This is a genomic window from Pandoraea terrigena (genome assembly GCF_902459705.1).
In the GTDB taxonomy this organism is placed as follows: domain Bacteria; phylum Pseudomonadota; class Gammaproteobacteria; order Burkholderiales; family Burkholderiaceae; genus Pandoraea; species Pandoraea terrigena.
This window is the reverse complement of record NZ_CABPRU010000010.1, coordinates 23,630-36,428: the sequence shown is the minus strand read 5'-3', so window position 1 is coordinate 36,428 and position 12,799 is coordinate 23,630. Positions and strand designations below refer to the sequence as shown.

Below are 12,799 nucleotides of genomic sequence, written 5' to 3'. Positions count from 1 at the left end.
TGTGCAACGTGCCTGGCGGCACCCGTCACTTCGTCTTCACTTCGACCTTGATGCCGTCGGGCAGCACGGTGATCGCGCCCGGCTCGACGTCGCGTCCGCCGTAGCGCAACTGTTCGGGTTTGAACGTGTAGATCGGATACTGATTGAGCACCTGCTGGGCGAGCGAGCCGCCGATCGCCGTCAATTGCTGACCGTATGCCGGGGGCATGCCGTTCACTTCCACATGCTCGACGCTCGGGTTGTCGAGCAGCACGGCACGTTTGACCGGGTCGTATTTCAGCGCGCTCGACAGGCTCAGTACGCCGGAGAGCGGCTGGCCTTGCAGCAGGACGTTCTGCAATTGCGCGTCGACCTGCGTCATGACGCGATTGGCCTGCGGGTTGAAGCCGATTTTTGGGTGCGTCAGTTCGACGGACAGCAGTTGGCCGTAGTTGAGCGTTGTCGGGAAGCGTTTGCCCAGGGCGGCTTCGATGTCCTGACGTGTCATCGTGTACTCGCCGGTCCAGATGTTGTACGCGGCGTTGGCCGGGCGCATGAGCGGGGCAAGCGTCAGGCCGAGCAAGCCTGCCGCCGCCAGGCGAAGTGCGTCGCGGCGGGAGGTCACGAAAGTGTCCGGAGCCAGGGGGATATCGGTGCGATCGGTGCGCCGGGACAAGCGATGAGCGTTCATGTTACTTAGGTCCGGGGACGGGCACGGCGTGGCCGCGCCTGCATCGTCGATGGAGATGTGACCCTGGCGCGGCAAAATCGTTCTGCGTACGGCGCAGACTGGCGCGGATGTTGTCGGTGTGGGCCCACACGCATTCATCGATGTGCCACCGAGGGACCGCTTGCCCGTTCAATAATGCGGCGGGATTTCGTGACGCGGATTGCCGTCGCTCCCGCCCTGGCCGTGCGACTGCATCTGCTGGTACAGCGCCTTGATCTGCTTTTGCAGCAAATCGAGCTGCTGCGCCTGGCGTGTGACGATGTTGTTGAGGGTTTCGAGCAGATCTTCCTGAAACGCCGTCTTGACTTCGAGATCGACGACGCGTGCTTCCAACGATTCCATGAGCTTCTCCGGTAGACGCGGCATTGTAGGCCACCCGGCGGCTCGCCAGAAGGCGCCGCCCGCGACATGACGCATCCGATGCGCGACGGGCATAATCGCACGATGAAAACCTTCCTGCTGTATGTCGTCACGGCGGTGGCGGAAATCGTCGGCTGCTATCTGCCCTGGCTGTGGCTCAAACACGGCCGCAGCGCATGGCTGCTCGTGCCGGGGGCGGTATCGCTTGCGCTTTTTGCATGGCTGCTCACGCTGCATCCGTCGGCGGCCGGCCGCGTGTATGCGGCCTACGGCGGCGTCTATATCAGTGTGGCGATCGTATGGTTGTGGCTCGTGGACGGGATGCGCCCGACGCCGTGGGACATCGCCGGCGTGGCCGTCGCGCTCGCGGGCATGAGCCTGATCGCCTTCCAGCCGCGCTAGCCGAATCCGTTGCCCATGCTGCCCGAGTTGCCGCGTTCGCCCTAGCTGCGACCGCCGCTGCCGCCCGTCTCGCGCTCGCCGGACAGCAATCCATCGAGCGCACGCCGTTCGTTCATGGTGCTGGCGTAGTGATTGCGCTTCTCTTCATACATCAACAAATCAGCCCGCTGGGTCGTGGCTTCGAGCCGCTCGCCGGCTTCGCATGTCGCCATCCCCATCGAGAATGAGAGCGCCGTGCCGGGGTAGAACGAGTTGTTCAACTCCACAAGCTGGCGAATGCTCTCGATCATGGCCGCACCGCTCGTGGCATCGGTGGAGGGCAGCAGCATGGCGAATTCATCGCCGCCGACACGCGCTGCGATCTGCGGGGCGACGACCGCTTTGCTCAACACCTCGCCCGCGCGCCGCAGCAGCGCGTCGCCGGCCGCGTGACCGAGCTGGTCGTTCACCGCCTTCAGACCATTGAGGTCGGCGACGATCACCGTCACCGGATAGGGCCCCTTGCGCTCAAGCCGGTTGAGCTCGTCGACGTAGAACGAGCGGTTGCGCAGCTTGGTCAGTACGTCGTGCTTGCCGAGAAATTCGAGATACGACTCGGCCTTCTTGCGGGCGGTGATGTCGGTGAGCGCCACGAGCACCAGGTCCCAGCACGCTTCGTGGCCGGGCAGCACCGCAAATTGCAGATGGACGTTGATTTCGTTGCCATCGAGCGCGTAGTTGACGACTTCGCGCTGCTGGAACAGCTTGTTCTCCCACAGGTCGATCAACTGTTCGCGGAAATTGTGCCGCATGTCGTCGCGGAACACCTCGGGCAGGCGGGCGAGCAGCGTGGCCTTGTCGGTCGCGACGAACATCGCCAGCGTGTGGCGGTTCACGTCGAGGACATGGATCTCGCTCATGCAGCGCTCGATGAATTCGGGGTGAACGTCGGTGAAGGTGCGAAAGTCCGTGATGCCGCGTGCGCGGGCGTCGTCGAGCAACAATTTGATGGTGCTGAAGTCCTCGACCCATAGCGAGACCGGCGAGTATTCGAACAGCCCTCGCGCGTATTGCTCGCCCATCGTCACGCGCGCGCGGGCATGTTCGAGTTCGGTCACGTCTTCGAGCGAGATCAGCACGCGCTCCAGCGTGGCCTCGTGCCCGGGCAGGACCGAGCCGTTCAGGAGCACATCGAGACGCCGGCCGTCGAGCGTGTAGTTGACTGTCTTGCTGGTGAAGTACGTGCGGCCGTCCCACAACTGGCAAAGCTCCTCGATGTGCGTCTTGAGCATGTCGTCGCGGAAGATGCGGGGCAGGCCCGCCACGAGCGCGTCGAGCGACGCGGCGTTGAACATCGACAATGTCCGTCGATTGACCTTGATGACGCGAATGCGTCGCGAGCAAGCGGCAACGTGCGCCGGGTCGGACTTGAAGTGCGCGCGCAGGTCGACGACCCCTTGCGCACGCCAGTCGTCGAACAACTGCTTCACACCGCTGAAGTCCTCGAGCCAGAGCGAAACGGGCGCGAGGTCGAACATTAGGGCGTCATCGTTGGCGGCGCTGGCCGCGAGCACGTCGGGACGCGGCGAGGAGGACGGCTGGGAAGGTACGACGGGCGTGGCGTCCGGCATGAGGCACCTGGTGTCGGCGAAGTCGATTCAGCCCGCCATTTTACGGGCAAACGCGTGCCACGCGACGGTGAGTCGGATTACAGCAACGGCGCGCCGGTATCGCGTTTGACTTCGCGCAACGACAGCATCGACTCGATCGACGAGACGCCGGGCAGGGCGCGCAGCACATCGCGCGTGAACATGCCGTAATCGTCGAGATCGGTGGCAACCACCTCCAGCAGGTAATCGGCGCTGCCGGAAATGTTGTGGCACGACACAATGCGGTCGATGGCCTGGACTTCGCGCTCGAACCGCTCGGACAGCGCACGGTCATGGACCGCGAAGCGCACGTGGACAAAGGCCGTCACGCCCAACCCCAGCGCGCGGTGTGAGAGTTCAGCCCGATACCCGGTGATATAGCCCTCGGCTTCGAGTCGTTTCAGGCGTCGCGCACACGGTGTTTCGGACAGCGACACACGTTCGGCCAGCCGGGCGTTGGAGATGCGGCCATCGCGTTGGACGATGGAGAGAATCGCCCGATCGATGGCGTCGAGTTCGTTCATTGTGAGTATCCCGCTACGAAAGCTGCTGCAAAGATGGCATTCCACCACGATCTACGGTTTCCGAAAAGTGTTGCCCTCATCTTTATGGATTAGGGGGAATGTCGCTGGAACGATTCTCGAGAACGATAAATTCAGACGTCTTTTGAATTATAATAGGGTAATAATCTAAAAATTTGCGATTCTATGAGTGAAAAGCGCCATGTATCGCTTGTAGAATGGCGAGATCATGAGGACCGTTCCGGTCGTTCCGTCCATCAGGAGAAAATCATGGTTTCGCTGCAGTTGCTCACCGTCTTTGTCGGCGCGCTGGTCGTTGTCTACGCTTTGCCGGGCCCGGACATGGCGCTCGTCATGCAAACGAGCATGACGCGAGGGGTGCGACACGGTTTGGCAACGGCGGGCGGATTGGCGTTGGCGCGCGCCGGGCATGTGACGCTCTCGGCCTGCGGCGTGGCGGCGCTGCTGCGTGCGGCGCCGTGGCTCTTCGAGACGGTGCGCGTCGCGGGCGCGATCTACCTCGCGTGGGTGGCGATCCAGATCTGGCGCTCTCCCGCGTTCGGCATCCAGGCGGCGGTGGCGCCCACCGACGCCGCACCGCCGCTGTCGCATGCCGTGCGGCGTGGTGTGCTCTCGAGCGTGCTCAATCCGAAGGCGCTGCTGTTCTGTTCGGTGCTGCTGCCGCAATTCGTGCGCACCGAAGCAGGTCCGGTGTGGACGCAGGTACTGGAACTTGGCGTGCTGCTGCTGGCCGTCGGCGCGATCTTCGACGTGACGCTTGCCTTCGGCGCTGCCCGCATCGCGGGTTGGCTGCGCCGCCGTCCGCTGGCGCAAAAAGTCCAGCGCTGGTCGTTCGGTGCGGCGCTCATGGCGTTTGCCGTGCGCCTGTCGCTGGATTGAAAGGCCAGGCGGAATACCGCCGCACGTTTCCCTGCCTCCCAACGCACCAACCCGGTGCGTTTCGCCGCGGCACGGCAAATGAAGGTGCGACACAACGTCGCACCTGTTGAAATCTAAGAACCTTCCCGAATTGCTGCATTGCACAGCGTTTACCGCCAAACAGGTGCCGATCTGCTTGGAAAACGTCGCGCGCGTATGCGTGAAGGCAGCGCGACACATTGTCGCGCCGGTGCGCGCGCGATGTCCTGCCTAATTAAACTTCGGCATAATGCCGCACCGTGATGGAAGTAAAAGACAAGAAGTCGGACAGTGACCTGAGGTCTGCGGGGCGGCAACCCGCCCCGGTTCCCGTCTTTTCGATGACACAGTCGTCGTAGTTCGGCCGGTGCAATATCGGCGCGACGACTGCTCCCGTCTCACCTTAACCCTTGCCATCCTCCTGCGACCCTGCATCAGGCCGGTAAGCCCGTGTTGCGCCGTTCGCTGGCCAACTCAACCCTGTCGTGTGACATGAAGAAACACAGAAACCCGCGATTGCTTAGGCTCCTCGCCCTGTGCTCGCCGCTGCTTTTGGCTGGCTGCGACATGGCCGTTCTCAACCCCAAGGGGCAGATCGGAGAAGAGACCAAATCCCTCATTCTCACGGCCACCTGGCTGATGCTGATCGTTGTGATTCCGGTCATCCTGATGACGCTGTGGTTTGCGTGGAAGTATCGCGCGAGCAACAAGGCGGCCCGCTACGAACCGAACTGGTCGCACTCCACGGCCATCGAGATCGTGGTCTGGCTCGTGCCGATCATCATCATTGTGATCCTCGCGCGCATCACCTGGGTCAGCACCCACGAACTCGATCCTTACAAGCCGCTGCAAAGCGACGTGAAGCCGATCACGGTCGAAGTGGTGTCGATGAACTACAAGTGGTTGTTCATCTACCCGGAGCAAGGGATTGCGTCGATCAACGAGTTGGCCGTTCCGGTCGATACCCCCGTGAATTTCAAGATCACGTCGGAATCGATCATGAACTCGTTCTTCATTCCGCAATTGGGTAGCCAGGTCTACTCGATGGCCGGCATGCAGACCAAGCTGCACTTGATCGCCAACCACGTCGGCGCCTACGACGGCATCTCGGCGAACTACAGCGGCGGCGGTTTCTCGGGCATGCGGTTCAAGACGCTGGCGATGAGCGACAACGACTTCCAGCAATGGGTGACGAAGGTGCGCGAGTCGAAGAAGGTGCTCGACCACGACGCCTATGCATCGCTTGTGCCGATGAGCGAGAACACGCCTGTCACGTACTACAGCTCGGTCGACGCGAACCTGTTCCAGTCGATCGTGCACGCCCCGATGGCGACCGGCATGGCCCAGCAGCACGAAGGCCATGAGAACCACGGTGACGTGGACATGAAGGGCATGGACATGAAGGGTGCGGGCACCGACGCCGCGACGGCACCGGCCGCCGCTGCGATCGGGCACAACGGTCAGTCGATGACCATGGCCATGGACAACGCCGGTGCGCACGCGATGCACGCCGGTGCGTCTGCGCACGCGCATAAGGAGTAAACAACAATGTCAACGCTGTTTGGCAAACTGACTCTCGAAGCCATTCCGTACCACGAGCCGATCATCGTCGGCGCGGTCGGCATGATGGTGCTGGGGGGGCTGGGCATCATTGGGCTGCTCACCTACTTCGGCAAGTGGAAGTACCTGTGGAGCGAGTGGGTGACGTCGGTCGATCACAAGAAGATCGGCGTCATGTACGTGCTCGTCGCGCTTGTCATGCTGCTGCGCGGCTTCGCCGACGCCATGATGATGCGTACGCAACTCATGGTTGCGCACAACTCGCCGGGCATTCTGCCGCCGGAGCACTACGACCAGATCTTCACCGCCCACGGCGTGATCATGATCTTCTTCGTGGCAATGCCGTTCATGACAGGTCTCGTCAACCTCGTGGTGCCCCTGCAGATCGGTGCCCGCGACGTGGCGTTCCCGTTCCTGAACACGCTCTCGTTCTGGCTGTTCGTGGCCGGCGCTGTGCTGGTGAACCTGTCGCTGGGCGTGGGTGAATTCGCACGCACGGGCTGGCTGGCGTATCCGCCGCTCTCGGGCATTCAATACAGTCCGGGCGTGGGGGTGGATTACTACATCTGGGCCTTGCAGATCTCGGGTCTGGGGACGTTGCTCACGGGTGTGAACTTCGTCGTCACGATTCTGAAGATGCGCGCGCCGGGCATGAACCTGATGAAGATGCCGGTCTTCACGTGGACCTCGCTGTGCACGATGGTGCTCGTGTGTGCTGCGTTCCCGGTGCTGACGGTGACACTGGCGCTGCTCTCGCTCGACCGCTACCTCGACTTCCATTTCTTTACGAATGAGTTGGGCGGCAACCCGATGATGTACATCAACCTGATCTGGATCTGGGGTCACCCGGAGGTGTACATCCTGATTCTGCCGGCGTTCGGCATCTTCTCGGAGATCATCGCGACGTTCTCGGGCAAGAAGCTGTTCGGCTACAAGTCGATGGTGTACGCCACGGCCGCGATCATGGTGCTGTCGTTCCTCGTGTGGGCGCACCACTTCTTCACGATGGGCTCGGGTGCCAACGTGAACGCGTTCTTCGGTATCGCGACGATGATCATCTCGATCCCGACCGGCGTGAAGATCTTCAACTGGCTGTTCACGATGTACCGCGGTCGCGTGCAAATGACCGTGCCGGTGCTGTGGACGCTGGGCTTCATCGTCACGTTCGTGATCGGTGGCATGACGGGCGTGCTGTTGGCCGTGCCGGGCGCGGACTTCGTGCTGCACAACTCCCTGTTCCTGATTGCTCACTTCCACAACGTGATCATCGGTGGCGTGCTGTTCGGCTACATCGCCGGGATGAACTACTGGTTCCCGAAGGCATTTGGCTTCAAGCTCGACGAACGTCTGGGCAAGGCCAGCTTCTGGTGCTGGCTGATCGGCTTCTACCTCGCGTTCATGCCGCTGTATGTGCTGGGCCTGATGGGGATGACCCGCCGCCTGAACCACTACGAAAACGCTGCGTGGCAGCCTTGGCTGATCGCCGCGTGGGTGGGGGCGCTGTTCATCGCCGCCGGTATCGGTTTCCAGGTGCTGCAACTGGTCGTCTCGATCAAGAACCGCAAGGCACTGGCCGACACGACGGGCGATCCCTGGAATGGCCGTACGCTGGAGTGGATGACGTCGTCGCCGCCGCAGTTCTACAACTTTGCCGAAGAGCCGCGCGTGCATGACGTCGACGAGCTGGCCTATCGCAAGGCCCACGGCATCAAGGGCGATCTGAAGACGAGCTACGCACCGATCCACATGCCGAAGAATACCGGCGCTGGTTTCATCATCAGTGCGTTCTCGGTGGTGTTCGGTTTCGCGGCCATCTGGCACATCTGGTGGCTGGCCATCGTCGGCTTCGTCGGCATGATCGTGACTTTCATCTGCCGCAGCAACGACGATTCGATCGACTACTACGTGCAGTCGCCGGAAGTGATGGCCATTGAAACGGCTCACCACCAGGCACTGGCCGCAGCAGCAAAGGCTTAATCATGACGAGCGAAGTTCTCAAACACTCTGGCGCGCATGCTGAAGCGCATGCGCACGACCACGCGCACCACGACACCGGGGGCAACACGATCTTCGGTTTCTGGGTGTACCTGATGACCGACCTGGTGCTGTTCGCCGGCCTGTTCGCCACCTTTGCGGTGTTGCGCGACTCGACGGCGGGCGGCCCGACGGGCAAGGAACTGTTCGACCTGAAGTTCGTGCTGGTCGAAACGTTCATCCTGCTGTTCTCGTCGATCACTTATGGCTTTGCCATGGTGGGCATGCACAGCGGCAGGAAGAGTACGGTGCTGGGCTGGCTGGCGATTACCTGGCTGCTGGGTGCCGGGTTTATCGCGATGGAACTGTATGAGTTCCATCACCTGATTCTCGAAGGTGCGGGCCCTAACCGTAGCGCTTCCCTGTCGTCATTCTTCGCCCTGGTGGGCACTCACGGCCTGCACGTGGCCTCGGGTCTGCTGTGGATGGCCGTTCTGATGTTCCAGATCGGCAAGAAGGGGCTGAGCTCGACCACCACCACGCGCTTGCAGTGCCTGTCGCTGTTCTGGCACTTCTTGGACGTGGTCTGGATCGGCGTGTTCACGGTCGTGTACCTGATGGGAGCGATGTAAATGAGCAATACGAAATCGGTGCAATCGCACGGCCATGACGCTGGCCACAATGCGGCCGGTGGTAGCCACGGTAGCGTGAAGTCGTACCTGATCGGCTTCGTGCTCGCGGTGATCCTGACGGTCGTGCCGTTCAAGCTTGTGATGGATGGCACGATGCCGCCGTCGACGGTGCTGCCGCTGATTCTCGGCGCTGCCCTCGTGCAGATCATCGTCCACCTGATCTACTTCCTGCATATGGACCGCTCGTCGGAACAGCGCTGGAACGTGATGGCCTTCGCGTTCACGATCCTGATCGTGTCGATCGTGCTGGTCGGCTCGCTGTGGATCATGCACAACGCCAACACGCTGATGATGCCGGGGATGTAAGACTCCAGGACTTGCCTGCGTTTCGGGCAAGCAAGAGAAAGGCGGCGCCGGTTTCCGGGCCGCCTTTTTCACATCACCCCCGCGTCCTGTCATTCCCGCCGCCCGGGCACATCTCCAGATCGTCCGGGTGCGGCGCCGACACGTGCCACGAAGGCCTATCCGTGCGACGCCGCCTTGTCATCCGGCGGCGTATCCGACGTCGGCGCGGCGAGGATCACGCCGGGTCGCACCGGCAGGTCCGGACGAATCCCCAGCAGCGGCAACGCCTGCGACGCTATCTCCGCAAACGCCGGCCCCGCCGCCTGACCGCCAAAGTGCTGCGACGCCTTCGGCTCATCCACCGACACCGCAATCACCAGGCGCGGAGCCGACAACGGCGCGATCCCCACGAACGATGCCCGATACTTCGAATGATCGTATCCATGGGCGCCCGCCTTGTAGGCCGTCCCCGTCTTGCCGCCAATGCTGTAACCGGCCACCTGCGCCGTTGTGGCCGTGCCGCCCGTATCGACCACGCCGGCCAGCATCTGGCGCATCTCTGCCGCCGTGTGCGCGTCGATCACCCGCACCCCCTCCGGCTGCACCGGCGTATCCGGCTTGATGATGGTGATGGGCACAAGCACGCCATCGTTCGCGAAGATCGTGTACGCACGCGCGAGCTGGAACAGCGACGCCGATACCCCGTAGCCATACGCCATCGTCGCCTGCTCGATCCGCCGCCACGATTTGTAAGGACGCAAACGCCCCGACACCGCGCCCGGGAAGCCCAGCTTCGGCTGCTGGCCCAGTCCGATCTCGGTGAACATGTCCCACATTTCCTCCGCCCGCAACATCGTCGACACCTTGGTCATGCCAATGTTGCTCGACTTCTGAATGACACCCGCGGCCGTCAACACCCCGTTCGCATTGTCGTCGCTGATGGTCGCGCCTTCGAAGACATAGCGCCCCGGCCCCGTGTCGATGAGCGTGGTCGGCGTGAGCCGATGCAGGTCCAACGCCAGCGCCATGGTGAACGGCTTGAGAATCGAGCCCGGCTCGAAGACGTCAGTGAACACGCGGTTGCGCAGTTGCTCGCCCGTCAAATGCGCGCGATCGTTCGGGTTGTAAGTGGGCAAGTTGGTCAACGCCAGCACCTGGCCAGACTTGGCATCGATGACGACCGCCATCGCGGCTTTCGCCCCTGTGCGTTCCAGCGCATGCTTCAAGGCCTCGTAGGCGATGTACTGCACACGCGTATCCAGCGTCAGGCGAATGTCCTTGCCATCTCGCGGCGGACTGGAATCGTCGAGGTCCTGGATGGTCCGGCCGATGCGGTCCTTGATGACGCGCCGCACCCCCGCCTTGCCTTCGAGCAAGGACTCCTCGCCCAACTCCATGCCTTCCTGGCCCTTGTCTTCGACGTTGGTGAAGCCCACGACGTGCGCCGCGACTTCGCCCTCGGGGTAGAAACGCTTGTATTCGCTGCTTTCGTAGACACCCGGTATGCCCAGGGCTTCCACCTGCTTGCCGATCTCCGGCGAGACCTGACGCTTCACATAGACGAACTTTTTCTCGCCGATGAGCTTGGTGCGCAGTTCCTTCACGGGAATGCCGAGCAGCTTGCTGGCTTTCTGCACGGCGATGTCGGACAGGTCGTCCGGCACTTCGGCCGGCACGGCCCAGATGGTGCGCATCGGCAGACTGGTCGCGAGCACGCGGCCATCGCGATCCTCGATCTTGCCGCGCACCCCTGGCATGACGATGGCGTGCTCGTAACGCTTTTCGCCCTGCGCAATGTAGAAGCTGTTGCCCGGTCCGGCAATCCAGAACGCTCGCACGACCAGTCCAATGAACGCGACGGTGATCGTGATGACGACGAACTTGGAGCGCCAGATCGACATTCGCGACTGCAATACCGGACTGGAGGCGAACGTGACGTCCTTGGGCTGGCGATTCTTTTGCATGGCGCTCGCGGGGCGGTGAGAGGCGTGAACAGCAATGAGCCCGTCGACAAACTCTGGCTCAGATTCTAGGCGAGATAGCGTAGCACGCAAGCGACTGTTGTAATAGCGCAAAAGCCCCGTCAGACGGGGCTTTCAGGGATTTATTCGGTGATATCGGTGCTGCCTGGCGAGTGGGTGTCGCCAGATAAAACACAAGGCGGGCGTCCCGGTGGCATTGCCTCCGTGGGGCGGTGCGCCGTTTGATGCGACTTTCCGGCGCGCGAAGCGGCGTCCTGTGGATTCGGCAGCGACGTAACGGCGGCGGCATCCCAGATTCCACGTGAGGCTGTCCGACAGGGGGACGGGCGAATCCTGAAGCGCCTCGCGCAGTCGTGGCGGACGATGCTGTCTTTCCCACATCCAGGAGGCAGCGACATGCCATTCGTGCCCCATGCGGCATCTCCCCCCGTGAACACCTTTCTGCGCCTGGCCAACGAGGCGGCGAACTGTCTCCATGATGGACTTCGCGGCGACTTCGCAGGTGCGGCCGCGTGTTTGCGAGACAGCGGGCTGCGCCATCTGCTCGACGGTGCGTGGCAAAGCGCGCGCCTGGGGTACCAACGGCACGGCGCAGGACTGCCCGCCGCCGCCGACGTGACATTTGCCTGTGCACTGAGCGCGGTGACCATCGGCGCCGCTTGCCGATATCTTTGGCCGGAACTGCGAGCGCTGGAACACGCCTTCGGTGCGAATTCGAGCGAGGACGCGCCACGCCAATGGGGGCTCGAGACCGATGCGCAACTCAGTCGTCGTAACGTGGCCGAAATCACTGCCATGCGCCAGTGCCTGGCGGCATTCGACGCGACACGCACGGCCGTCAATCCGCTCCCGATTTCCGCCGTTTCGGCACGGGCTGGCGCAACCACGCGCCGCAAGTTCGCGGAACTGCGCATCGCGGAATCGTTGATCCTGCACATTGCCGACGCCCCGCAAGTCAGCCTCGGGCAAAGCGACCGGGTGGTCGGGCTATGCCAACTGCTGGCGCACGGCCTGGGCTTCCGTCTGCCCGACGTTGTCCGTCAGGCGCTGCATATAAGCGACGACCGCCCCTCGTTGATCCGCGACGATGCCGCCTTCGCGCTGCTGCGCGAGCGTCTCGAACCCGATTGGCGAAGCGACGTCGAGAACGCGCCGACGTTCAGCGTCCATCCGGTAGACGTGCAACTTTTCGATCCGTCGGAGACGACGGACGATCTCTCGGACGACACGCGAAACGCGCGCGCGATGCTGACGCATCCAGAGGCCCTGCGGCGCGTCCGATCCCGCGTCGTCGCGCTGATCGCCGCCAGTGTGCGCGACGACTGCGGTGGCGTCGGCAACTGGCGAAACCTCACGGTGTGCGCGCTGAATACCGCCGCCCAGCGCGGGATGACCTGCGGGCGCGTTCTCGACGCCATAGGCCTCGCGACACGCACGCGTATCAGCGCGCGCTTCGCCTGGCGCTGGACCGACGCGCCGGTGGCGCAGGCGGGAGATGTCGTGGTACCGGCGATCCCGTCGGACGTCGCGCCATGGATTGCCCGCGTGATGATGGTGGCCGGAAAGGCCGGGCGGCGTACCCCGTGTCCGCCGCGTCTCGCGGCGTTGGCGCGCGGCGATACGCCGCCGTCACTGGTGATCGGATCCACCGACTGGATGTATCTGGTCGACGGGGTCGGCGCGTTGGGCCGTGACCACTGGCACGCGTCCTACGCCCAAGTGTGCGAGGCAGGAAGGGGCTGACGTCTGTGGTGGGGGCGGGCGTTCG

The 12,799-nt window shown here is 62.9% G+C and carries 12 protein-coding genes; 7 read left to right on the top strand and 5 right to left on the bottom strand.

Features of this window, described 5'->3' with window-relative positions; genetic code table 11:
- Nucleotides 1–25: 25 nt before the first annotated feature.
- Together PTE31013_RS18160 and PTE31013_RS18155 are read right to left on the bottom strand one after the other, a co-directional pair.
- A complete protein-coding gene (locus PTE31013_RS18160) occupies nucleotides 26–604 on the bottom strand; it encodes a DUF1439 domain-containing protein (RefSeq protein ID WP_150614181.1) in 579 nt (192 codons plus the stop codon).
- A gap of 234 nt (nucleotides 605–838) precedes the next feature.
- Nucleotides 839–1,051, bottom strand: coding sequence for a SlyX family protein (locus PTE31013_RS18155; protein WP_150614180.1), 213 nt, complete (start codon nucleotides 1,049–1,051; stop codon nucleotides 839–841).
- Between the two features lie 102 nt (nucleotides 1,052–1,153).
- Here PTE31013_RS18155 and PTE31013_RS18150 point away from each other — a divergent pair, with 102 nt between their 5' ends.
- Complete coding sequence (locus tag PTE31013_RS18150; protein WP_150614304.1) at nucleotides 1,154–1,471, top strand: YnfA family protein; 318 nt, start codon at nucleotides 1,154–1,156, stop codon at nucleotides 1,469–1,471.
- Between the two features lie 41 nt (nucleotides 1,472–1,512).
- Here the strand turns inward: PTE31013_RS18150 and PTE31013_RS18145 are convergent, their stop codons facing one another.
- On the bottom strand, nucleotides 1,513–2,988 hold the full coding sequence (locus tag PTE31013_RS18145) for a sensor domain-containing diguanylate cyclase (RefSeq protein ID WP_246174718.1): 1,476 nt from the start codon (nucleotides 2,986–2,988) through the stop codon (nucleotides 1,513–1,515).
- 170 nt (nucleotides 2,989–3,158) lie between these two features.
- A complete protein-coding gene (locus tag PTE31013_RS18140) occupies nucleotides 3,159–3,623 on the bottom strand; it encodes an Lrp/AsnC family transcriptional regulator (RefSeq protein WP_150614178.1) in 465 nt (154 codons plus the stop codon).
- Between the two features lie 267 nt (nucleotides 3,624–3,890).
- Here PTE31013_RS18140 and PTE31013_RS18135 point away from each other — a divergent pair, with 267 nt between their 5' ends.
- From PTE31013_RS18135 to PTE31013_RS24850, 5 genes are all read left to right on the top strand, one after another.
- A complete protein-coding gene (locus PTE31013_RS18135) occupies nucleotides 3,891–4,520 on the top strand; it encodes a LysE family translocator (RefSeq protein ID WP_150614177.1) in 630 nt (209 codons plus the stop codon).
- 510 nt (nucleotides 4,521–5,030) lie between these two features.
- Complete coding sequence (gene cyoA, locus PTE31013_RS18130; protein ID WP_150614176.1) at nucleotides 5,031–6,080, top strand: ubiquinol oxidase subunit II; 1,050 nt, start codon at nucleotides 5,031–5,033, stop codon at nucleotides 6,078–6,080.
- Nucleotides 6,081–6,095: 15 nt separating this feature from the next.
- On the top strand, nucleotides 6,096–8,075 hold the full coding sequence (gene cyoB, locus PTE31013_RS18125) for a cytochrome o ubiquinol oxidase subunit I (RefSeq protein ID WP_150614303.1): 1,980 nt from the start codon (nucleotides 6,096–6,098) through the stop codon (nucleotides 8,073–8,075).
- A 2-nt stretch (nucleotides 8,076–8,077) separates the two neighbouring features.
- A complete protein-coding gene (locus PTE31013_RS24855) occupies nucleotides 8,078–8,704 on the top strand; it encodes a cytochrome o ubiquinol oxidase subunit III (RefSeq protein WP_174978624.1) in 627 nt (208 codons plus the stop codon).
- A complete protein-coding gene (locus PTE31013_RS24850; RefSeq protein WP_017234269.1) occupies nucleotides 8,705–9,070 on the top strand; it encodes a cytochrome o ubiquinol oxidase subunit IV in 366 nt (121 codons plus the stop codon).
- A 155-nt stretch (nucleotides 9,071–9,225) separates the two neighbouring features.
- Here the strand turns inward: PTE31013_RS24850 and PTE31013_RS18115 are convergent, their stop codons facing one another.
- A complete protein-coding gene (locus PTE31013_RS18115; protein ID WP_150614175.1) occupies nucleotides 9,226–11,013 on the bottom strand; it encodes a peptidoglycan D,D-transpeptidase FtsI family protein in 1,788 nt (595 codons plus the stop codon).
- Nucleotides 11,014–11,427: 414 nt separating this feature from the next.
- Here PTE31013_RS18115 and PTE31013_RS18110 point away from each other — a divergent pair, with 414 nt between their 5' ends.
- Nucleotides 11,428–12,774, top strand: coding sequence for a hypothetical protein (locus PTE31013_RS18110; protein ID WP_150614174.1), 1,347 nt, complete (start codon nucleotides 11,428–11,430; stop codon nucleotides 12,772–12,774).
- Nucleotides 12,775–12,799: the final 25 nt, after the last annotated feature.

What these genes read in the sequence shown, in the direction of transcription:
- PTE31013_RS18140 (WP_150614178.1), bottom strand. Translation starts at nt 3,623, where the DNA reads ATGAACGAACTCGACGCCATCGATCGGGCGATTCTCTCCATCGTCCAA.
- PTE31013_RS24850 (WP_017234269.1), top strand. Translation starts at nt 8,705, where the DNA reads ATGAGCAATACGAAATCGGTGCAATCGCACGGCCATGACGCTGGCCAC.
- PTE31013_RS18150 (WP_150614304.1), top strand. Translation starts at nt 1,154, where the DNA reads ATGAAAACCTTCCTGCTGTATGTCGTCACGGCGGTGGCGGAAATCGTC.
- PTE31013_RS18145 (WP_246174718.1), bottom strand. Translation starts at nt 2,988, where the DNA reads ATGTTCGACCTCGCGCCCGTTTCGCTCTGGCTCGAGGACTTCAGCGGT.
- PTE31013_RS18110 (WP_150614174.1), top strand. Translation starts at nt 11,428, where the DNA reads ATGCCATTCGTGCCCCATGCGGCATCTCCCCCCGTGAACACCTTTCTG.
- PTE31013_RS18135 (WP_150614177.1), top strand. Translation starts at nt 3,891, where the DNA reads ATGGTTTCGCTGCAGTTGCTCACCGTCTTTGTCGGCGCGCTGGTCGTT.
- PTE31013_RS24855 (WP_174978624.1), top strand. Translation starts at nt 8,078, where the DNA reads ATGACGAGCGAAGTTCTCAAACACTCTGGCGCGCATGCTGAAGCGCAT.
- PTE31013_RS18115 (WP_150614175.1), bottom strand. Translation starts at nt 11,013, where the DNA reads ATGCAAAAGAATCGCCAGCCCAAGGACGTCACGTTCGCCTCCAGTCCG.
- PTE31013_RS18155 (WP_150614180.1), bottom strand. Translation starts at nt 1,051, where the DNA reads ATGGAATCGTTGGAAGCACGCGTCGTCGATCTCGAAGTCAAGACGGCG.
- cyoA (WP_150614176.1), top strand. Translation starts at nt 5,031, where the DNA reads ATGAAGAAACACAGAAACCCGCGATTGCTTAGGCTCCTCGCCCTGTGC.